The 19433-nt window shown below is 66.4% G+C and carries 20 protein-coding genes; 7 read left to right on the forward strand and 13 right to left on the reverse strand.

What is annotated here, in order from left to right; genetic code table 11:
* Window positions 1-431: 431 nt before the first annotated feature.
* Window positions 432-5231, reverse strand: a complete 4800-nt coding sequence (locus tag E6C48_RS09770; protein ID WP_136356592.1) for an NAD-glutamate dehydrogenase — start codon at window positions 5229-5231, stop codon at window positions 432-434.
* Window positions 5232-5375: 144 nt separating this feature from the next.
* Here E6C48_RS09770 and E6C48_RS09775 point away from each other — a divergent pair, with 144 nt between their 5' ends.
* Window positions 5376-5939, forward strand: coding sequence for a peroxidase-related enzyme (locus E6C48_RS09775; protein WP_136356595.1), 564 nt, complete (start codon window positions 5376-5378; stop codon window positions 5937-5939).
* 3 nt (window positions 5940-5942) lie between these two features.
* Here the strand turns inward: E6C48_RS09775 and E6C48_RS09780 are convergent, their stop codons facing one another.
* The 4 genes from E6C48_RS09780 to E6C48_RS09795 form a co-directional block, all read right to left on the reverse strand.
* Complete coding sequence (locus tag E6C48_RS09780) at window positions 5943-6236, reverse strand: type II toxin-antitoxin system RelE/ParE family toxin (protein WP_136356597.1); 294 nt, start codon at window positions 6234-6236, stop codon at window positions 5943-5945.
* Window positions 6224-6496 (reverse strand): CopG family ribbon-helix-helix protein, encoded by a 273-nt coding sequence (locus tag E6C48_RS09785; RefSeq protein ID WP_136356599.1) that lies wholly within the window; start codon window positions 6494-6496, stop codon window positions 6224-6226. The genes E6C48_RS09780 and E6C48_RS09785 overlap by 13 nt, the downstream gene beginning before the upstream one ends.
* A gap of 58 nt (window positions 6497-6554) precedes the next feature.
* Entirely contained in the window at window positions 6555-7169 is a 615-nt protein-coding gene (locus E6C48_RS09790; protein WP_136356601.1) for a LysE family translocator, read from the reverse strand.
* Between the two features lie 61 nt (window positions 7170-7230).
* Window positions 7231-8145 carry a DMT family transporter gene (locus E6C48_RS09795; RefSeq protein ID WP_230978718.1) on the reverse strand — a complete coding sequence of 305 codons (915 nt, stop codon included), beginning with the start codon at window positions 8143-8145 and terminating at the stop codon, window positions 7231-7233.
* A 190-nt stretch (window positions 8146-8335) separates the two neighbouring features.
* Between E6C48_RS09795 and E6C48_RS09800 the strand changes: the two genes are divergently transcribed.
* Both E6C48_RS09800 and E6C48_RS09805 read left to right on the forward strand, forming a co-directional pair.
* Window positions 8336-8578 (forward strand): type II toxin-antitoxin system Phd/YefM family antitoxin, encoded by a 243-nt coding sequence (locus E6C48_RS09800; protein WP_136356605.1) that lies wholly within the window; start codon window positions 8336-8338, stop codon window positions 8576-8578.
* Window positions 8575-8985, forward strand: coding sequence for a type II toxin-antitoxin system VapC family toxin (locus E6C48_RS09805; protein ID WP_136356607.1), 411 nt, complete (start codon window positions 8575-8577; stop codon window positions 8983-8985). The genes E6C48_RS09800 and E6C48_RS09805 overlap by 4 nt, the downstream gene beginning before the upstream one ends.
* A gap of 20 nt (window positions 8986-9005) precedes the next feature.
* On the opposite strand, the gene typA is transcribed toward E6C48_RS09805, so the two are convergent.
* The gene (gene typA, locus E6C48_RS09810; RefSeq protein ID WP_136356609.1) at window positions 9006-10832 is read right to left on the reverse strand and encodes a translational GTPase TypA; all 1827 of its coding nucleotides are present in this window, start codon (window positions 10830-10832) and stop codon (window positions 9006-9008) included.
* Between the two features lie 253 nt (window positions 10833-11085).
* On the opposite strand from typA, the gene E6C48_RS09815 reads away from it, so the two are divergent.
* Entirely contained in the window at window positions 11086-11373 is a 288-nt protein-coding gene (locus tag E6C48_RS09815) for a hypothetical protein (protein ID WP_136356611.1), read from the forward strand.
* Window positions 11374-11382: 9 nt separating this feature from the next.
* Here the strand turns inward: E6C48_RS09815 and E6C48_RS09820 are convergent, their stop codons facing one another.
* Window positions 11383-11787, reverse strand: coding sequence for an ACT domain-containing protein (locus tag E6C48_RS09820; RefSeq protein WP_136356613.1), 405 nt, complete (start codon window positions 11785-11787; stop codon window positions 11383-11385).
* A 112-nt stretch (window positions 11788-11899) separates the two neighbouring features.
* Here E6C48_RS09820 and E6C48_RS09825 point away from each other — a divergent pair, with 112 nt between their 5' ends.
* Window positions 11900-12163, forward strand: a complete 264-nt coding sequence (locus E6C48_RS09825) for a YMGG-like glycine zipper-containing protein (RefSeq protein ID WP_136356615.1) — start codon at window positions 11900-11902, stop codon at window positions 12161-12163.
* 71 nt (window positions 12164-12234) lie between these two features.
* Here E6C48_RS09825 and rpsP read toward each other — a convergent pair whose 3' ends face one another.
* The 3 genes from rpsP to ffh all read right to left on the reverse strand — a co-directional run bounded on the left by rpsP (window position 12235) and on the right by ffh (window position 14636).
* Window positions 12235-12633, reverse strand: a complete 399-nt coding sequence (gene rpsP / locus E6C48_RS09830; protein WP_136356617.1) for a 30S ribosomal protein S16 — start codon at window positions 12631-12633, stop codon at window positions 12235-12237.
* Window positions 12634-12703: 70 nt separating this feature from the next.
* On the reverse strand, window positions 12704-13021 hold the full coding sequence (locus E6C48_RS09835) for a chorismate mutase (protein ID WP_136356619.1): 318 nt from the start codon (window positions 13019-13021) through the stop codon (window positions 12704-12706).
* A gap of 7 nt (window positions 13022-13028) precedes the next feature.
* On the reverse strand, window positions 13029-14636 hold the full coding sequence (ffh, locus tag E6C48_RS09840; protein WP_136356621.1) for a signal recognition particle protein: 1608 nt from the start codon (window positions 14634-14636) through the stop codon (window positions 13029-13031).
* A 306-nt stretch (window positions 14637-14942) separates the two neighbouring features.
* On the opposite strand from ffh, the gene E6C48_RS09845 reads away from it, so the two are divergent.
* Entirely contained in the window at window positions 14943-15641 is a 699-nt protein-coding gene (locus tag E6C48_RS09845; RefSeq protein WP_136356623.1) for a DUF2270 domain-containing protein, read from the forward strand.
* A 5-nt stretch (window positions 15642-15646) separates the two neighbouring features.
* Here the strand turns inward: E6C48_RS09845 and E6C48_RS09850 are convergent, their stop codons facing one another.
* Window positions 15647-16585 (reverse strand): CPBP family intramembrane glutamic endopeptidase, encoded by a 939-nt coding sequence (locus tag E6C48_RS09850; protein WP_136356625.1) that lies wholly within the window; start codon window positions 16583-16585, stop codon window positions 15647-15649.
* 268 nt (window positions 16586-16853) lie between these two features.
* Between E6C48_RS09850 and E6C48_RS09855 the strand changes: the two genes are divergently transcribed.
* The gene (locus tag E6C48_RS09855) at window positions 16854-17672 is read left to right on the forward strand and encodes a lytic murein transglycosylase (RefSeq protein ID WP_136356627.1); all 819 of its coding nucleotides are present in this window, start codon (window positions 16854-16856) and stop codon (window positions 17670-17672) included.
* A 46-nt stretch (window positions 17673-17718) separates the two neighbouring features.
* Here E6C48_RS09855 and E6C48_RS09860 read toward each other — a convergent pair whose 3' ends face one another.
* Together E6C48_RS09860 and E6C48_RS09865 are read right to left on the reverse strand one after the other, a co-directional pair.
* Window positions 17719-18159, reverse strand: coding sequence for a hypothetical protein (locus tag E6C48_RS09860; RefSeq protein ID WP_230978719.1), 441 nt, complete (start codon window positions 18157-18159; stop codon window positions 17719-17721).
* Window positions 18160-18285: 126 nt separating this feature from the next.
* Entirely contained in the window at window positions 18286-19020 is a 735-nt protein-coding gene (locus E6C48_RS09865) for a hypothetical protein (protein WP_407940976.1), read from the reverse strand.
* Window positions 19021-19433 lie beyond the last annotated feature (413 nt).

The raw sequence follows: 19433 nt of genomic DNA on the forward strand, positions 1-19433 counted from the left end.
TGAACGCCCGGCAGGGCCCTTGGACGGCCCTTCGCTACGGCTCAGGGCGTTCGGCGCCTATCATGATGCCACTGGCATCATGATTTTCTCGCTGCGCTCGAAACCGGCTTCTCACCCTCCCCGGGCGGCCGCTTACGTTGAGCGACTACCGGAGGCGCCGGTTCCCCGCCACGCAATCACCGTCATGACCGGTGTTCCCGCGCGGGAAGCTGGGGTGAGTATGGAGCGGGTTCGGGAGAGGGGGATAAGTTTCGGGAAAAAATCTTTCACAGGTCGCACTTCGTCCACCCCCCTCATCCGTCTCGGCGCGCAGCGCCGAGACGGATGAGGGGGGTGGACGAAGTGCCATCGATCCCTTGTTCGAGAGCCGTGCCTCGGATCACCACGCCCCGCCCTTACCTGCCTGCCGTGAACGGGGAGAAGAAAACCGATCACGCACCGGTCAGGTCGTTCATCAGGCCCGCCGCCACCGACAGGCGCGAGACGGTGAGGTCGCCGCCTTCGGTCAGCGCCTGCAGGCGCTCGCGGATGCGTCCCACCCGCTCGCCGCCGGCTTCCAGCCAGGCCGCGACCGGGTCGGCGGCCGTGCCATGCGCCGTCAGCGCCGCCACGGCGATGCCGCGCCGGGCGGAGCCGATGGTGTCGGCGGCGCGCGCCAGCGCCAGCTGGTCGTAGTAATCGGACGCCGAGATCGTGCCGACCGCCTCCTCGATGCGGGGGATGCGGAAGGCCTCGCCGGCGGCGAAGAAGGCCTTCGCCGCCGCGACGATGTCGGCGCCGGCCAGCCGTGCGGCGGCTGCGATGTCGGGGATCAGCGCCGCCGGTTCGCACAGCGCCAGCCGTTCGGCCAGTTTTTCGGGCGCGCCGGCCGCGGCAAGCTCCAGCCGGTGCTCGTCGAGACGCTGGCGCGAATAGGCCGGCAGCAGCGAGGCGAGCCTCGGCTCCAGCGCCTTGCGCGCTTCCTGCAAGGTCGCGATGCGCTCGGAAAGCGGGGCATTGCCGGTCTCGTTCTTCAGATACCAGCCGCCGGTGACGAAGATGAGCCGGCTTACCGTCTGGTAGAGGTCGAGCTGGATCTGCCCGTCGATGCGGTTGTCGAGCGCGTCGATTTCGGCATAGAGGGCGGGCAGCGCGAAGCCGTCGCGGATGACGGCGAAGATGCGCACCACGTCGGCGGCGCTGCGCCCTGTCGATTCCATCAGCCGATTGACGAAGGACGGACCGCCGCGATTGACCAGGTCGTTGGCGACGACGCGGGCGATGATCTCGCGCCGCAGCCGGTGGCCGTGGATCTCGGCGGAATACTTCTTGGCCATGCGGTCGGGGAAGTAGCCCATCAGGTCGCGGTCGAAATGCGGCTCGTCCGGCACGTCGGAGGCGACGATGTCGGAGAACAGCACGATCTTGGCGTAGGCGAGCAACACGCCGAGCTCCGGACGCGTCAGCGGTTCGCCGCGCGCCTCGCGCTCGGCGAGCGCCGCCGGCGAGGGCAGGGTCTCCACCGCGCGGTCGAGCAGGCCGCGAGCCTCGAGCGCCGCCATGAAGCGGCCCTGATGGGCGATGTCGGCCAGCCCGCGCTTGCGCGCCAGCGACAGCGCCAGCGTCTGCTCGTAGTTGTTGGCGAGCACGAGGCCGCTCACCTCGCCGGTCATCTCGGCCAAGAGCTTGTTGCGGGCGGGACGCGCCAGCGAGCCGGCGCGCATGGCGGCCGCCAGCGCGATCTTGATGTTGACCTCGACGTCGGAGCAGTTGACGCCGCCGGAATTATCGATGGCGTCGGAGTTGTTGCGGCCGCCGCTGAGGGCGAATTCGATGCGGCCGCGCTGGGTGACGCCGAGATTGGCCCCTTCGCCGATGACCTTGGCGCGGACGTCGGCGGCGTTGACGCGGATGGCGTCGTTGGCGCGGTCGCCGACCTCCTGGTTGGTCTCGTTCGTGCCTTTCACATAGGTGCCGATGCCGCCGAACCACAGGAGGTCGACCGGCGCCTTGAGGATGGCGGTCATGATCTCGGCCGGCGTCGCCACCGTCTTGGCGATGCCGATGGCGGAAGCCGCCTGCGGCGTCAGCGTGATCGACTTCTGCGCCCGCGACACGATCATGCCGCCGGCCGACAGCAGCGCCTTGTCGTAATCCTGCCAGCTGGAGCGCGGCAGCGCGAACAAGCGCTTGCGTTCGGCCATCGACGGCGCCGGATCCGGGTCGGGGTCGATGAAGATGTCGCGATGGTCGAAGGCGGCGACCAGCCGCGTCTGGTCCGACAGCATCATGCCGTTGCCGAACACGTCGCCCGACATATCGCCGACGCCGACGGTGGTGAACGGCGTCGTCTGGATGTCGCGGTTCATCTCGCGGAAGTGGCGCTTGACGGCCTCCCACGCGCCCTTGGCGGTGATGCCCATGCCCTTATGGTCGTAGCCGGCCGAGCCGCCGGAGGCGAAGGCGTCGTCCAGCCAGAAATCGTGCTTCTGCGAGATCGCGTTGGCGGTGTCGGAGAAGGTCGCCGTGCCCTTGTCGGCGGCGACGACGAAATAGGGGTCGTCGGGGTCGCGCCGCACCACGCCCTCGGGCGGAATGATGCCGTCGAGGCCGATGTTGTCGGTGATCGACAACAGGCTGGAGACGAAGTTGACGTAGGCCGCGCGGCCGGCCTCGAAGACCGCGTCGCGGCTGCCGCCGACGGGCAGCTGCTTCGGGTAGAAGCCGCCCTTGGCGCCGACCGGCACGATGACGGCGTTCTTGACCTGCTGGGCCTTGACCAGGCCGAGCACCTCGGTGCGGTAGTCCTGCGCCCGGTCCGACCAGCGCAGGCCGCCGCGCGCCACCGGGCCGAAGCGCAGGTGCACGCCCTCGACCTCGGAGCCGTAGACGAAGATCTCGCGCCACGGCCTGGGCTCGGGCAGGCCTTCGACGGCGCGCGAATCGAGCTTGATGGCCAGCGATTGCCCGCGCTCCTGCTTGCCGTCGACGAAGTGGTTGGTGCGCAGCGAGGACTCGATCAGGTTGAGGTAGCGGCGGATGATGGTGTCGTCGTCGATATTGGGGACTTCCTCCAGCGCATCCTTGATCTTGGCCTTGAGGTGCCTGGCGGTGACGGCGCCTTCGGCTTCGGCATCCGGGCCAAGCCGGGCGACGAACAGCGCGTGCAGGCCGCGCGCGATGTCGGGATAGCGGTTCAGGGCGGCGGCGATGAACTCCTGCCCCTGCGGGATGCCGGCCTGCTGCAGGTAGCGGCCGTAGGCGCGCAGGACGAGGATCTCTTTCGACCACAGGCCGGCGGTCTGGGCGAGCCTGTTGTAGCCGTCATTGTCGGCGTCGCCGCGCCAGACGGCGAGGAAGGCGTCGTCGAACAGGGCGCCGTCGTCGGCAAGGTCGATCGGCTTGCCGTCGGCGCTCTCCAGTTCCATGTCATGAATGAAGACTTTTTCGCCGCCGTTCTCGCCGATCTCGAACGTGCGTTCGGAGATGACGCGGAAGCCGATGTTCTCCAGCACCGGGACGCGCCGCGACAGAGCCACCGGCGCGCCATGGTGATAGATCTTCAGCGACGCCTGCTCGGCGCTCTGGCCGGTGTCGCGGTAGTAGTCGATGGCGATGGGGTTGGTGGCGTCGATGCCGACGATGCGGCCGGCATCGACCAGCGCCTGCGCGGCGGTGAAGGAGTCGCGATAGCTTTCGGGGAAGCGCGCGGCCACGCCGCGCAGCGCCGGATCGGCACCGCCGGTTTCGGCTGCTTCCGCCAGCGCGTCGTCCCAGGTGCGCACCATGTCGCGGATCGCCGCCTCGATGGCGGCCTGCTCGACCTTCGGCGTCTTGCCGCCGGAACGGCCGATGATGAAGTGGACGCGGGCCAGGCCGCCTTCCGGGAATGCCGGATAGTAAGCCGACAAACGACCTTTGTAGACGGTCTTCAGATAGGTGCCGATCTTTTCGCGCGCCACCGAATCATAGCGGTCGCGCGGCACGAAGACGAGCACCGAGACGAAGCGGTCGAACTGGTCGACGCGCACCAGCGCGCGCACGCGCGGCCGCTCCGACAAAGCGAGAATCGCCTCGGCGTGCTTTCTCAGGATGGGCGTCGGCACTTGGAACAGCTCGTCGCGCGGATAGCTTTCCAGCACGTTGATGAGCGCCTTGCCGGAATGGTCGTGCGGATTGAAGCCGGACTTGGCGATGACCGCCTCGGCCTTGGAGCGCAGGTAGGGGATCTTCATCACCGAGCGCGTATAGGCGGTCGAGGTGAACAGGCCGACGATGCGCAGTTCGCCCGACAGCACGCCCTTGGCGGTGTATGTCTTGACGCCGATGTAGTCGAGATAGATGCGCCGGTGGACGACCGACTTGGCGTTGGCCTTGGTGACGATGAGCGGCTCCGGCCCGTGCAGGAAGGCGCGGATCTCCGGCGTCGTCGTCACCGCCTCGGTGCCGCGCCTGAGGATCAGCACGTTGGGATCGGTGAGGATGCCAAGGCCGGGGCTGTCGCTCAGCTCCAGCTCGCCGCTCTTTTCGCCGCCCGTATATTTGTACTCGCGCATGCCGAGGAAGGTGAAATTGTCGTCGCGCAGCCATTCGAGGAAGGCGATGGCCTCGGCGACGCTCTTCTTGTCGAGCGGCACCGGCGCATAGCGGAATTCGGAGATGGCCTGGTCGAGGCGGGCCAGCATCGGCTTCCAGTCGCGCGTGGCGGCGCGCACCTGCGCCAGCGTCGTCGCGAGGCGGGCGGACAGTTCCTCGGCCTGCCCGGCGCCCAGGCGCGGCACATGGACGTGCACCACGCTCAGCCGGTCGTGCGTGCCGTCCTCCCTGACCAGGCCGCCTTCGCCGAGGATTTCCTCGACACCGGCCCTGCCGTGGCGGACCGCCAGCACCGGGTGGGTGACCAGCGTCGGCTCGCCCGCCATCTCGGCCACTTCGCCGAGGATCGAATCGAACAGGAACGGCATGTTGTCGTTGACGACGGTGATGACGGAGAGCGGCCGCCCCTGGCGCGATATGCCGGCATCGGCATCGATGGCGACGACACTCTCGCCCTTCCTGTGGCGGGCGACGGCGCCGGCGACGAGGTCGGCGGCCTTCTTCAGGTCAGCCGCATCGTAGGCGGCGACGTCCTCGACCGGCGCGCGGCTGAGCAGATGTTCGGCCAGCCCGCCGGTTCCCTCGCCCGTCCTTGCCGCAGCCTTGGCTGTCCCAGCGGTTTTCTTCGGCTTGGCTACGGCTTTCCGGCTGGCCATGGCGCAAAATCCCTCCCGTCACAATGCTTTGGCGGTATCGTAGCCAGATGATCCGGAATTTGCGACCGTGGTTTGACGGCGCGCCGAAAATAAAACCGATTCAAACCGACCGCCCTTTTCGGGCGATACGTGAAGGAGACAAACATGACCGAAAAGATCACCGCCCTCGACCTGCCGACGGGCGATCTCAGCGACGCGACCAAGGCCTATTTCGCCAAATGCGAGGAGAAGCTGGGGCTGGTGCCGAACGTGCTTCTGGCCTACGCCTTCGACGAGAAGAAGCTGCGCGCCTTCACCGACACCTACAACGACCTGATGCTGGGCGAATCCGGCCTTTCAAAGTTGGAACGCGAGATGATCGCGGTCGCGGTCTCCTCCATCAACCAGTGCTACTACTGCCTGACGGCGCATGGCGCGGCGGTGCGCCAGCTTTCGGGCGACCCGGCATTCGGCGAGATGATGGCGATGAACTGGCGCGCCGCGGCGCTTTCGCCGCGGCAGCGGGCGATGCTGGAATTCGCCGTCAAGCTGACGGAAGCGCCGGCCAAGATGGTGGAAGAGGACCGGCAGGCGCTCCGCGCCGCCGGTTTTTCAGACCGCGACATCTGGGATATCGCCGCCACCGCCGCCTTCTTCAACATGTCGAACCGGCTTGCCGCCGCCATCGACATGCGGCCGAACGCCGAATACCACGCCATGGCGCGGTAGCGTTCAGTAGCCCGCTTCTTTCTGGTGTCTGAACGCGAGTATGAAGACGGAATCTTCCTCGGCAATGAAGCGATAGAGTGCGACGTAGCCGGAATCCCCGAACGGGATGAGCAGTTCACGCAATTGCGGTTCGTCAGGCTCCGGACGCCCGATTTCGGGATGTGTTTCGAGGAACGAAAAATGCCTGCCTACGGTCTCGGCGGCGCGCCTTGCGGCGAAAGGATTCTTATCGACCAGAAAGCGTCTGCACCGTTCAAGGCCGGCCGCTGCGCCGGCAGTCACGATCACTCGTGGCACGTGGGGACTTCCGTTTCCTCTTCGGTGCCCCAGCTGCCTAGCCAGTCACGCACTTCCTGTCCCGTCAGGTGCAGCCCTGTTTCACGATAGGCGACCCATGACTCTTGCGCCTCGGCGCGAAAGCTTGCACGCGCCTCCTCGCGCTCGACATACTGTTCGATTGCTTCGCGCATGATCCAATGCGACGAACGCCGGCGGCTCTCCGCCAGTCGTTGCACGCGGCTTTTCAGGTCGTCGTCGATCTTGACTGAAATGGCCATTGTTATCCCAAGGTATTACCTGTCGATAACAATAGGCTGTTTTTCCGCTGAAACAAGCTTACGACCGCGCCGCGATCGCCGCAGCCGCGGCGCCCATGGTGCCCGCGCTGATGCGGTTGGCGATCTTCATGGCGCGCGGGCTCTTGAGCAGCTTGCGCGCCTGCGCCGCCGCCAGCACCCAGGAAAGGTCGATGGCGACCAGCACGGCGGCCATGGTCGCGGTCAGTTCCAGCCAGCCGACGACGGTGACCGAGCCAAGGTCGATGATGGTCGGCAGGAGCGCCAGGTAGAACATCATGATTTTCGGGTTGCCGAGGGTCACGGCCATGCCGGCGAAGAACAGTTTCAGCGGCGAATCCTCCTTCGGCAGGTCGCCCGCCTTCGCCTCGACCGGCGCCGTCCACATCTTCCAGGCGAGCCAGGCGAGGTAGGCGACGCCGATCCATTTCACGACGACGAAGGCGAGGTGGAAGGTCTGCGCCACGACCGCCAGCCCGAAGACGGCGAAGGACAGCCAGATGCCCTCGCCGATCCACATGGCGAGCAGGAAGGGAAACACGTCGCGAAAACCCTTCGAGATGACGCGGGCGACGAGGGCCGCGATCGAGGGGCCGGGTGAGCCGGCGGCGACGAGCAGCGCGCCGGCGAAGATGAGGAGCGAGGTGAGGTGCATGCGGCAAATCTACGCCGGCTCCCGGCGTTCGCGCAAGCCGGCCCGGCAAGGGCCCAGGCCGTCAGACCGCAGCCGCCTCGATCGGTTCGGCGGCCAGTTTCGGCTTGGCCCGCGAGGCGATCAGGCATCCGGCGATGATGAGGAGGGCGCCTGTCATGGTCGACCAGGTGACGCTTTCCCGGAAGAAGACCCAGCCGAGCACGATCGCCCAGACGAAGGCCGAATATTCCGTCGGGATCAGATACTGGGCCTCGGCGCGCGCATAGGCCCAGCTCATCAGGAAATGGCCCGCGAGGGCAAGCGCCGTCACCCCCGCCAGCAGCGGCCACTGATCGTGCGGCACGCCGGTGCCCAGCCATGGCGAGGCTAGGCCCAGCGTGATGCCGACGACGAGGTTCTGGAAGAACACGATCTCCAGCGGTTTCGCCACCAGTGCCTGTTGTCGCGCCAGGATCAGGTTATAGGCGTAAAGAACCGCCGAGGCGATGATGGCGGCCATGCCGAGCAGGGCGTCTGGCGCATAGCCGCTCTGGCCGAGCTTGCCGAACATGATGACCAGGACGCCGGCCATGCCGATGAGTGAGGCTCCCACGGCGGTGCGGCTGATCCTCTCGTTCAGCATCAGGGCGGCGAGGAACAGGGCGACGAGCGGGGCGACAAAGGAAAGCGCGATCGCCTCGGCCAGGGGCAACCGCCCCAGGCCGAAGAAGAATGCCAGCGCGACGAAGCTGACGATGACGCCGCGAACCGCATGCAGCCTGACCGCCTTGGCGCTCGGCCGGCGGTTGGACAGCGCCGCCCAGATCGGGCCGGCCGTTGCCGACGCCAGGATCGAGCGCCATAGCAGGGTGTTGTAGGCGCCGATCACGACGACCAGCGCCTTTACCGATGCATCCATCGCCGACAGCAGGAAGATGCCCAGTGTGCAGACCAGGACGGCCGGCAGGGGCGAAGGCGCGGTCTTGATGCTTGTCACGATGGCGATCCGGCTGAACGGATCAGCCGCTAGAGGCAAACCGATGCCGCGCCAAGGATGCAGGCGAGGCAAACCCAAGGGCCAGAGAGGGTGGCTCAGAGGTGATGGCGTAACCATCCCCACCGGGCCTTGCACAAACCAGCGTAGAGTATTAAATCTAGCTTAAGCTAGCTTATCTGGAGTTCCTATCATGCGCACCGTTGCCGCCTTCGATGCCAAGAACACGTTCGGCTCGCTGCTCGACATGGTCGAGCGGGGAGAGGAGATCACCATCACCCGCCACGGCAAGCCGGTTGCGCGACTCGTTGCGCCTGTCGAGAAGATCGATCGCAGCGATGCGCTGAAGGCGGTAGAGGAGATCAGGAGGATGAGCAAAGGCGTTACCCTTGGCGGCCTGTCGATCAAGGACTTGATTAACGAGGGCCGGAAATGATCGTTCTCGACGCCTCGATAGTGCTCGCGTCGTTTTTCGAGGATGAGCGGACGTCGGCCGTCGTGGCCGTGATGAATAAGGTGGGCTCGTCGAGCGCATTCGTCCCATCCCTGTGGCCGCTGGAGGTGGCCAACGGCCTTCGGATAGCGATACGACGCGAAAGAATATCGCCGTCGTTCAGGGACGCCGCTCTCGTCCAACTGGCTAAATTGTCGATCAAGGTCGACCCGGAGACCAACACCCATGCCTGGCATGCGACGTTGCAACTGGCCGACCGTCGTGATCTGACGCCTTATGATGCCGCCTATCTGGAGTTGGCGCAGCGGCGACGTTTACCGCTGGCCACGCTGGATCGCGATCTCGCGAACGCCGCCGAATCCGAAGGCGTGGCCGTTCAGGGCCTGTAATCCGAAACCATCGGCATATCTTATGCCGCGCCGGCGACCTTCTGCTTTTCGAAGCGCTTGCGCTCGTTCGGGTCGAGATAGAGCTTGCGCAGCCGGATCGACTTCGGCGTTACCTCGACCAGCTCGTCGTCCTGGATCCAGGCCAGCGCCCGCTCCAGCGTCATGCGCACCGGCGGGGTGAGCTTGACCGCCTCGTCCTTGCCGGCGGCGCGGATGTTGGTGAGCTTCTTGCCCTTCAGCACGTTCACTTCGAGGTCGTTGTCTCTGCTGTGGATGCCGATGATCATGCCCTGGTAGACCTTGACGCCGGCGTCGATGACCATCGGGCCGCGATCCTCCAGGTTGAACAGCGCGTAAGCGACCGCCTCGCCCTGGTCGTTAGAGATCAGCACGCCGTTGACGCGACCGGGCAGTTCGCCCTTGTAGGGCTCGTAGGCATGGAACAGCCGGTTCATCACCGCCGTGCCGCGCGTGTCGGTCAACAGTTCCGACTGGTAGCCGATCAGGCCACGCGTCGGCGCGTGGAAGACGAGGCGCTGGCGGTTGCCGCCGGAAGAGCGCAGCTCGATCATCTCGGCCTTGCGCTCGCTCATCTTCTGCACGACGACGCCGGCATGCTCCTCGTCGACGTCGATGACGACTTCCTCGACGGGCTCCAGCAGTTGGCCGGCCTCGTCCTTCTGCATGACGACGCGCGGCCGCGACACGGCAAGCTCAAAGCCCTCGCGGCGCATCGTCTCGATGAGGACGGCAAGCTGGAGTTCGCCGCGGCCGGAGACGTAGAACGAATCCTTGTCGGCCGATTCCTCGATCTTCAGCGCGACGTTGCCCTCGGCCTCCTTGAGCAGGCGGTCGCGGATGACGCGGCTGGTCACCTTGTCGCCTTCGGTGCCGGCGAGCGGCGAATCGTTGACGAGGAAGGACATGGTGACGGTCGGCGGGTCGATCGGCTGGGCGGCCATCGGCTCGCTCACCGAGGGATCGCAGAAGGTGTCGGCGACGGTGCCTTTCTGGAGCCCGGCGATGGCGACGATGTCGCCGGCCTGCGCCTCGTCGATCGGCTGGCGCTCGAGGCCGCGGAAGGCGAGGATCTTCGAGACGCGGCCGGTTTCCAGCAGCGTGCCGTCGTGATGCAGCACCTTCACTGCCTGGTTGGGCTTCAGCGAGCCGGAGGCGATGCGGCCGGTGATGATGCGGCCGAGGAAGGGATTGGCCTCCAGGATCGTGCCGATCATGCGGAACGGGCCGGGCTCGACGGCCGGCGCCGGCACGTGCTTCAGCACCAGGTCGAACAGCGGGGCAAGGCCTTGGTCCTTCGGGCCTTCCGGCTTCTCGGCGACCCAGCCGTCGCGGCCGGAGCCGTAGAGGATCGGGAAATCGAGCTGCTCGTCGGTGGCGTCGAGGGCGGCGAACAGGTCGAACACCTCGTTGATGACCTCGGTCTCGCGGGCGTCCGGCCGGTCGATCTTGTTGATGACGACGATCGGCTTCAGGCCGACCTTCAGCGCCTTGCCGACGACGAACTTGGTCTGCGGCATCGGGCCTTCGGCGGCGTCGACCAGCACGATGGCCGAATCGACCATCGACAGGATGCGTTCCACCTCGCCGCCGAAGTCGGCGTGGCCGGGCGTGTCGACGATGTTGATGCGGGTGCCGTGCCAGTCCACCGACGTCGCCTTGGCGAGGATGGTGATGCCGCGTTCCTTTTCGAGGTCGTTCGAGTCCATGGCGCGTTCGGCGACGCGCTGGTTCTCGCGGAAGGCGCCGGATTGTTTGAGAAGCGCGTCGACAAGCGTGGTCTTGCCATGGTCGACATGCGCGATGATCGCGATGTTGCGGATATCCATAAGGTCACTCGGAAGCGTTGCCGCGGCGCCCAGCCGTCGTTTCCCGGTGGCGTTTTCCCCCACGCATGCATGGAGCCACGGAAACGGAACAAAGCGCTGCTTTTTTTCGGTTGCGCGGCTCATACAGGTTTTTTCGCAATTGCGAAAGGGGACCTCGCAACCCAAATGACGGTTACCGATTGTTAAACGCTTGATGCGAAACTTTCATTAACCAATTCCGGAACCGGCCCGCACTCGGGGCATTGAGGGCAACATGAAACGCAGGATCGAAACCGTCGGCAGACTGCTTTCGCCGCGCCTCGTCGTCGGCGCGCTGGCGCTGGTTCTGGTCGCGGGGGTTGCCCATTCGGCCGCGACGCGCGCCGATGCCCCGAAAATCGCCGCGGCCACGCAGGCCGAGGCGCTTTATCCCGACGCTCCCGACGGCGTCGACCCGGTGGTGACCGGCCCGGTCAGCGTTTCGTTCAAGCAGCGCCAGGCCGACGCCGGCTGCGACGAGACCGTCTGGCCGAACGTTCCGGCGGCCTGCTACCCGAACTGAACCGCGCGCTCAGCGCGCTTCCTTCGCCATTTCCCTGAGGATCGTCATCGCCTCGGCCGCGCGTTCGGCCGGCACGAACAGATGGTCGTGATAGAAGCCGGAGACCGGATTGACGCCCATGCCGGCCGCCGCAAGCCGCGTGGTGATGGCGGCGAGGAAGCCGACGGCCTCCAGCGACGAGTGGACGTTCAACGTGATCATGCGGCAGCGGAACGTGCCGGCGAGCCCGGCCTTTCGTGCGGCGTCCTCGGTCAGGATGAAGGTCAGGCCCTCGCTTTCGCGGAACGTCATCACGGGGTCGAACCCTTCGGGCTGGCCCTGCGACAGCGGCACGGTTGCGAACACCAGCACCTCCGGCTGAAGCGCCGGCTGCATCGAGCCGAGCAGGGTCTTGAGGTCGGTTTCACCCGTCATCGTTGCCTTCCTTCGGCGGCGGTCCGCGCTTGGCGACCGTCCTGTCCTTGGATCGAATCCCGCTCTCAATCGTTACAGGGCAGGCGGTGAATTTTCGAGAGAGGAATTCGACATGAAAAAGATGGTGGTTCTGATGGCGTTGCTACTGCCGCTCGGTGCGTGCTCGCAGACCGAACAGGGGGCTGCCGTGGGCGGCCTGGGTGGTGCTGCCGTGGGTGCGGCGGTGGCCGGCGATCCGGTCGAAGGCGCCGTGATCGGCGGTGCCGTCGGCGCGGTGGCGGGAGCCTTGATCGGCCATGCCAGCGAGCGCGGCCAGTGCCGCTATCGCGACCGTTACGGCCGCACCTATGTCGCCCGCTGTCCGCGCGGCTACTGACCGAAGGCAGGCAGAAAGGAAAACGGCGGGCCTGAGCCCGCCGTTCCGGTGTTTCGGCCTGAGCCGGCTGGCTACTCGGCGCTCGCCTCGGCCTGAGCCGGCTCGGCGGCAGCAGCCGCGGCAGCGGCGGCGGCATCTTCCTGCGCCTTGGCGAGCAGGGCGGCGCGCTCCTGCGCCTTCTTGCCGGGCTGCGCCTTTGACGGGTTGTTGCGGGCTTCGCGCTTCGAAATGCCGGCTTGGTCGAGGAAGCGGGCGACGCGGTCGGTCGGCAGGGCGCCGTTGCCGAGCCAATGCTTGACGCGGTCTTCGTCGAGCTTGATGCGGTCGCCGTCCTTCGGCAGCAGCGGGTTCCAGGCGCCGACCGCCTCGATGAAGCGGCCGTCGCGCGGCGAGCGCACGTCGGCGACGACGATGTGGTAATAAGGACGCTTCTTCGAGCCCGCGCGGGCCAGTCTGATCTTCAGTGCCATTGGTTGTCTCCTAGAAAGTCATGATTGACGGTTGGCTGCGCCGGCCGCCGGATTGTGCGGCCGGTATTCTTCATCCGCCGTTGGCGTCGGCGGCGATCTGTTCGTGGTGACGGATCACTTCCCTGATGACGAAGTTGAGGAATTTCTCCGCGAAATCCGGATCGAGATGGGCGTCCTTCGCCAGCCGGCGCAGCCGCTCGATCTGCTGGGCTTCACGGTTCGGGTCCGCCGGCGGCAGGCCGTGCGTTGCCTTGAGCACGCCGACCGCCTGGGTGCAGCGGAAGCGCTCGGCCAGCGTGTGGATGAGGATCGCGTCGAAATTGTCGATCGAGGCGCGGTAGCCGGCCAGCGTCTTGCGCGCTTCGGCCATGTCCTGTTCTTCGTTCATCGTCGGCTCACTTCTTCTTGGCCCCGCCCGGGAGCCCGCCGGGGCCACCGAGGCCGGGTAGTTTCATGCCCCCCGGAAGACCGGGCAGTCTGCCGCCGCCTAGGCCGGGAAATCCGCCGGGAAGACCCTTCATGCCGCCCTTGCCGAGGCCGGCGGCTTCCGCCTGCTTCTGCAGGGCTTCGAGCTGCTTGGGGTCCATCTTCGACAGGTCGGGCATGCCGCCCATTCCGGGCATCATGCCGCCCCCAAGACCGCCAAGCCCCATCTTCGAGGCCAGCCCCCCCATGGCCGTGCGCATCATGCCGCCGCCTTTGCCCTTGCCGCCCATGGCCTTCATCATGTCGGCCATGCCGCGATGCATCTTCAAGAGCTTGTTGATCTCGGCCGCGTCCGTGCCGGAGCCGGCGGCGATGCGCTTCTTGCGGCTGTGCTTGAGGATGTCGGGATTGGCGCGTTCGGCCTTCGTCATCGAGGAGATGATGGCGAGCTGGCGCTTGAACATCTTGTCGTCGAGGCCGGCGGCGGCAAGCTGGTCCTTCATCTTGCCCATGCCCGGCATCATGCCCATGATGCCGCCCATGCCGCCCATCTTGGACATCTGCTGGATCTGCTGGGCGAGGTCGTTCAGGTCGAACTTGCCCGACTGCATTTTCTTCGCCATCGCCGCGGCCTGCTCCGCGTCGATGTTCTCGGCCGCCTTCTCGACGAGGCTGACGATGTCGCCCATGCCGAGGATGCGGTCGGCGATGCGCTTGGGATAGAATTCCTCCAGCGCGTCCATCTTCTCGCCGGTGCCGATCAGCTTGATCGGCTTGCCGGTGACGGCGCGCATGGAAAGGGCGGCGCCGCCGCGCCCGTCGCCGTCCATGCGGGTGAGCACCAGGCCGGTGATGCCGACGCGCTCATCGAAGCTCTTGGCGAGGTTGACGGCGTCCTGGCCGGTCAGCGAATCGGCAACCAGCAGGATCTCGTGCGGCGCCGACATCTTCTTGATGTCGGCCATCTCGACCATCAGCGGCTCGTCGATATGGGTGCGGCCGGCGGTGTCGAGGATGACGACGTCGTGGCCGCCGAGCTTGCCCGCCTGCACGGCGCGCCTGGCGATATCGACCGGCGACTGGCCGGCGACGATCGGCAGCGTGGCGACCTTCACCTGCTCGCCGAGCTGTCGCAACTGTTCCTGCGCGGCCGGGCGGCGCGTGTCGAGCGAGGCCATCAGCACCTTCTTGCCCTGGCGCTCGGTGAGCCGCCTGGCAATCTTGGCGCTGGTCGTCGTCTTGCCGGAGCCCTGCAGGCCGACCATCATCAGCACGACCGGCGCCGGCGCGTTGAGGTCGATGGCGACGCCCTCTTCGCCGAGCATGGCGACCAGTTCGTCATGGACGATCTTGACCACCATCTGGCCGGGCTTGATCGACTTCAGGACGGCCGCGCCGACCGCCTTCTCGCGCACCTTGTCGGTGAAGGAGCGCACGACCTCCAGCGCGACGTCCGCCTCCAGCAGGGCGCGGCGCACTTCGCGCAGCGCAGCGGAAACGTCCGCCTCCGACAGCGCGCCACGGCCGGTCAGGCCGTTCAGGATCGAGCCGAGGCGTTCCTGTAGCGATTCAAACATTCTTCGTCCTTCAGTCTCGGGAATGAACCCGAGAGGTAGTGCGCCCACGCCAAAGGTCCAAGCGAAAGCCGGCGGGCAAAGCCCAAAACCAAAAAGCACCCGGGGGCGCATCGCGCTGCCGGGTGTTGGCCTCCGGGATCGTCTCAGGCCCTGAAAGGGCGCCCCGGTCGGCTTTCGCGAGAAGATCGTCGCGGAAAGTTGCGGCGTCTAGACAGGAAAAACGCCGCTGAGTCAAGGCCGGACGGCGGCGGGCGGCTGAAACGGCGCTATAGTGCGCCGAGGAAACAAGTGACGGGAGGAGACGTCATGGCCGACGACAGCGCGAAAATACAGCCGTCCTTCCTGCCGTCTAACCATTCCGAGACGGTCACGGCGATCGTCCACTACTACCGCGCCGAGATCGCGCGCATGGCGGGCTGGCGCGAGCGCATCGACCAGACCTCGAACTGGGCGATCACCGTCGTCGCAGCGCTTTTGTCGGTGTCGCTGTCGACGCCGTCGTCGCATCACGGCGTGCTCCTGTTTGCCATGGTGCTGGTCTACCTGCTTTTGATGATCGAGGCGCGGCGCTACCGCTTCTTCGACGTCTACCGCTACCGGGTGCGCCAGTTCGAGCGGCACTATTTCGCACAGGTGTTCTCGCCGGTGCCGGATTTCTCCGCCAACTGGCTGCAGATCGTCGGCCAGAACCTGCGCGAGCCGAAGTTCTTCATCTCCTACGGCGACGCCTTCTCGCGGCGGCTCAGGCGCAACTACATCTGGATGTTCCTGATCCTGCTGCTCGCCTGGGTGCTGAAGATCTCGACGCCGGGCCTGCAGGCCGAAGGTGCGCGCTCGACGCTCGTCCATTCGCTGAGCGAGATCGTCGCAAACACGCGGCTCGGCCCGATCCCGGGCTGGGCGGTGGTGCTGGCCGTCGCCGTCTTCTACGTCTGGCTGTTCTTCGCCTCACGCCGCGCGCTCGACGATGCCGATCAGAGCGGCTTCGGCGAGGTGCACGTCTAGGGCTTCTATCCCCGGTCGGCTTCGACCTTCAGCGGCGAACGCGGATGCAGCAGGAGCAGCGCCGTCAGGCCGGAGGAGACGATGCCGATCAGCGACAGGAGAAAAGCGTCGAGCGGCGTCCAGCCCGGCCCTTCCAGCGGCGGCGCCGTGAACAGGGCGAAGGCGTTGAAGCTCTGCTGGTGCGAGATGAGCAGGAAGCCGAAAAGGTTGTTGGCGAGATGGGCGCCGAAGGCCGCGCCGAGATTGCCGGTGGCGTAGACCAGAAGCGTCAGCACGATGGCGAAGGCGCCGATGGAGATCACGACGCAGATGTTGATCGCCAGCGAGTTCGCCGGGCTCCAGTGCAGCGCGGTGAAGGCGATCAGCGGCAGGAGCGCCCATACAAGCGGGCTCCTGAAACGCTTCGCCAGGCCGCGCGGCAGGTAGCCGCGGAACAGCAGCTCCTCCGACGAGGTCTGCACGAAGGCCAGCGCGGCGATGGGGACGAGTGCCGCGAGCCAGGCCGAGACGCCGATGGCGCCGCGCCCGATTTCCGGGTGCAGCAGGTAGATCAGCACCTCCGACACGACCGACGTGAGCAGCACCGCCACCGCGCCCTTGCAGAAGCCGGAAGCGGAAATGCGCCGGCTGTTGCCGAACAGGGCGGACAGTCTCTCGCGATGGAGGAGGCGCATGGCGATCCAGGCGCCGATCCAGATGCCGCAGAAGGAGGCGAGCACGGTCAGCACGCCGGTCGGCGTGGCGGAAAACGATGCCATGTCGGGCATGCCTGCCTCGCCGCCCTGCCAGCGTGAGACGAGGAAGATGCCGCCGACGATGACGAGCAGCGACGACAGCGCCCAGAAGATGACGATGGTCAGCGTGCCGGCGATCAGCCTGGGCAGGGTGGCCCTCTCGCCGGCCGAGCGCCGGTAAGCTTCGAATGCGGCGGGATCGATGCTCAAGCTGTCCTCATTCCGTTCATGGTCCCGCAACCGTCGCTGCGGCCGGGCGTTCCGCACCATATGCGCATCGATCGGTAAACCAGTGATTGCCGGCAGTGCCCGTCTGCGGCGGCGGACGTAAAATGTGGCCACCGTCACAAATATCCCTTGATCTTGGGCAAGTTGCCGCGTCGCGACCAATGACGGCGATGCGGGCAGGCGGTGACAAGCCCGCATTTCGCTGGCAAATTCGCCTCAGGGACGTGATTCAGGCAATCAGGAGAAAAGCATGGCAGTGCTTGCCAAAGGAAAGATCGTGTTCGCCGCCGCCGCTGTCGCGGCACTTGCGTTGGTGACGAACGCCCAGGCCGCCGGCAAATGCGGCAAGGACGGCGGCGGCTTCGACGCCTGGGTGGACGCCTACAAGGCGGACGCCAAAGCGCGCGGCATCGACACCGGCCCGCTGGCCGGCGTGAACTACGATCGCGGCGTGATCCGGATCGACCGCAGCCAGCACAAGGCCTTTTCCGGCACGCTGGAGCAGTTCATGGCGCGGCGGGCGCCTGCCTCCTACGTCAAGAAGGCCAAGGGCTACATGAAGTCCCAGGCGGGGCTCTTGAAGAAGATCGAGGCCCGCTACGGCGTGCAGCCGGAAGTCATCCTGGCGATCTGGGGCATGGAAACGGGCTTCGGCGCCAATTCCGGCAACAAGAGCGTGTTCGCGCCGCTGGCGACGCTGGCCTATGACTGCCGCCGCTCCGCCTTTTTCACCAACGAGCTGGATTCGGCCCTGGAGATCGCCCAGAAGGGTTACATCTCCGCCAGCCAGATGCGCGGCGCCGGCTTCGGCGAGCTTGGCCAGACGCAGTTCCTGCCGTCGAAGTACCTGCAATTCGCCGTCGATTTCGACGGCGACGGCCGCCGCGACCTGATCCATTCGCGCGCCGACGTGCTCGCCTCCACGGCCAACTTCCTGCGCGGCCACGGCTGGAGCGCCGGCGGCGGCTACGGACCGGGCCAGACCAACTACGGCGTCTGGGCCGACTGGAACCGCGCCAAGATCTACCAGCAGGCGCTGGCCGAGTTCGCGCGGCGCATCGCCAACTGACAGCGCGGCGATCCGCCTTTCGGGAGCCCGGCACCGCCGGGCTCTTTCATTTCACGTCGAGCGCGTAGGAGCAGCCGGCCAGGACCTTGCCGGGCAGGTCCTCCACCGTCGAGACATTGAGCGAGATGCGCGTCACGTAGGTGACGCCGCCGCTATCCTCGCTGGCTTCGTGGATGACCTTTTCGCCGAGGAATTTTTCCGGGGTCGAGACGACCGGCACGATGCCGAGCCTTCCCGCCAGCTCCGGCGCGACGACGCCTTCCAGGACGGCCATCGGACCGGTGGACGTGAACGCTATCAAATCCGTCGAATGGCCGAAGGCCTCGATCGGCGCGGGGAGCCGGTATTGCTGCAGGAACGGATTTTCGCCGGCAACAGCCTTCCAGCCCAGCCCCGCGGCAAAATCCGGCTCGCCCGCCACCCGCAAGACGAAGCCGTTGTAGCTGGCCACGTCGGCCCGGCACTCGATATAGGCCGGCAGATCCATGTTCGTCGGTCCCGCGTCCCGGCGACTGCACGCCGTCTTGCCAACAGCTATCGTATCGGAGAGGACAGAAAAAGGGGCCTGCGGATCGTTCCGCAGGCCCCTTCTTGAAAATGCGCGGCGTTGGCCTCAGCCCTTCAGCCTGGCGTTGCAGAGGCTGTAGTAGCCGCCGCCCTTCTGGATCCAGCGCAGGCCACTCAGCGAGCCGGAGTCCTTGTTGGCGTAGTACTGGTCGAGGCAGGTGTGCATGCGTGCCTTGCCGGCCGACTCGTCGGAATACTTCTTGGAGATGCCGGTCGGGAACTTCACGCCGCGCGGCGCCTTGACCGTCGGGGTCTCGGGATCGCCCGAGTAGTTGGCCTCGTCGATGCTGGGAACGCTGTCGTCGTCCGCCGCGCCGGCGCCGCAGGAGGCCTTGCGGAAGTCGTTCCATTTCATGCCGTTCAGCGAACCGTTGCTCTTGGCGGCCTGATACTTGGCGCTGCACTCGGCCATGGTCAGGCCCTTGCCGGCCTGCTCGTCGGTGCTGGCAGCGGCCTTGGTCGTCTTCTTTGCCGGCTTTGCAGCGGCGGCGGTGGCGCCGGCGGCGCATTCGCTCTTGCGGAAGTCGTTCCACTTCATGCCGTTCAGCGTGCCGGCGTCCTTGGCCGCCTGATACTTGGCGCTGCATTCGGCCATGGTCAGGCCCTTGCCGGCCGAATCGTCGTCGGCGCTGGCAGCGGCCTTGGTGGTCTTCTTCGCCGGCTTTGCAGCGGCGGCGGTGGCACCGGCGGCGCATTCGCTCTTGCGGAAGTCGTTCCACTTCATGCCGTTCAGCGTGCCGGCGTCCTTGGCAGCCTGGTACTTGGCGCTGCACTCGGCCATGGTCAGGCCCTTGGCGTCGTCGTTGCTCGCCGCGTCGGAGGACTTCTTCGTCTTCTTGGCTTTGCTGTCGTCGCTCGCCGAAGCCTTGGTCTTCTTGGCGGGCTTGCTGTCGGTGGCGGCCGCGTCCGAGCCGCACTCCGCCTTGCGGAACTGGTTCCAGGTCTGGCCGGACAGCGTGCCGGCGTCCTTGGCGGCGTTATACTTGGCGCTGCACTCCGCCATGGTCAGCGCGCTGGCCGGCGAGGCCAGGAACAACGCCACGACGGCGAGACCCGTCAATGTGGCCAATCGATGGATGAACATAGGTCTCTCCGTTAAAGCCGCCCGCCAATAGTCTCGCAAGACATACCGCCCGACGGGGTAGCGCACCAGCCCCGACATGCACGGTCCCTGCACGGACTGAATAGCTCTCG

Source organism: Ollibium composti, from assembly GCF_004801285.1.
In the GTDB taxonomy this organism is placed as follows: Bacteria; Pseudomonadota; Alphaproteobacteria; order Rhizobiales; family Rhizobiaceae; genus Mesorhizobium; species Mesorhizobium composti.

What these genes read in the sequence shown, in the direction of transcription:
- ffh (WP_136356621.1), bottom strand. Translation starts at nt 14,636, where the DNA reads ATGTTTGAATCGCTACAGGAACGCCTCGGCTCGATCCTGAACGGCCTG.
- typA (WP_136356609.1), bottom strand. Translation starts at nt 10,832, where the DNA reads ATGGATATCCGCAACATCGCGATCATCGCGCATGTCGACCATGGCAAG.
- E6C48_RS09865 (WP_407940976.1), bottom strand. Translation starts at nt 19,020, where the DNA reads ATGGCCGAGTGCAGCGCCAAGTACCAGGCTGCCAAGGACGCCGGCACG.
- E6C48_RS09805 (WP_136356607.1), top strand. Translation starts at nt 8,575, where the DNA reads ATGATCGTTCTCGACGCCTCGATAGTGCTCGCGTCGTTTTTCGAGGAT.
- rpsP (WP_136356617.1), bottom strand. Translation starts at nt 12,633, where the DNA reads ATGGCACTGAAGATCAGACTGGCCCGCGCGGGCTCGAAGAAGCGTCCT.
- E6C48_RS09815 (WP_136356611.1), top strand. Translation starts at nt 11,086, where the DNA reads ATGAAACGCAGGATCGAAACCGTCGGCAGACTGCTTTCGCCGCGCCTC.
- E6C48_RS09860 (WP_230978719.1), bottom strand. Translation starts at nt 18,159, where the DNA reads ATGGATCTGCCGGCCTATATCGAGTGCCGGGCCGACGTGGCCAGCTAC.
- E6C48_RS09770 (WP_136356592.1), bottom strand. Translation starts at nt 5,231, where the DNA reads ATGGCCAGCCGGAAAGCCGTAGCCAAGCCGAAGAAAACCGCTGGGACA.
- E6C48_RS09820 (WP_136356613.1), bottom strand. Translation starts at nt 11,787, where the DNA reads ATGACGGGTGAAACCGACCTCAAGACCCTGCTCGGCTCGATGCAGCCG.
- E6C48_RS09785 (WP_136356599.1), bottom strand. Translation starts at nt 6,496, where the DNA reads ATGGCCATTTCAGTCAAGATCGACGACGACCTGAAAAGCCGCGTGCAA.
- E6C48_RS09855 (WP_136356627.1), top strand. Translation starts at nt 16,854, where the DNA reads ATGGCAGTGCTTGCCAAAGGAAAGATCGTGTTCGCCGCCGCCGCTGTC.
- E6C48_RS09835 (WP_136356619.1), bottom strand. Translation starts at nt 13,021, where the DNA reads ATGAACGAAGAACAGGACATGGCCGAAGCGCGCAAGACGCTGGCCGGC.
- E6C48_RS09845 (WP_136356623.1), top strand. Translation starts at nt 14,943, where the DNA reads ATGGCCGACGACAGCGCGAAAATACAGCCGTCCTTCCTGCCGTCTAAC.
- E6C48_RS09825 (WP_136356615.1), top strand. Translation starts at nt 11,900, where the DNA reads ATGAAAAAGATGGTGGTTCTGATGGCGTTGCTACTGCCGCTCGGTGCG.
- E6C48_RS09775 (WP_136356595.1), top strand. Translation starts at nt 5,376, where the DNA reads ATGACCGAAAAGATCACCGCCCTCGACCTGCCGACGGGCGATCTCAGC.
- E6C48_RS09790 (WP_136356601.1), bottom strand. Translation starts at nt 7,169, where the DNA reads ATGCACCTCACCTCGCTCCTCATCTTCGCCGGCGCGCTGCTCGTCGCC.
- E6C48_RS09800 (WP_136356605.1), top strand. Translation starts at nt 8,336, where the DNA reads ATGCGCACCGTTGCCGCCTTCGATGCCAAGAACACGTTCGGCTCGCTG.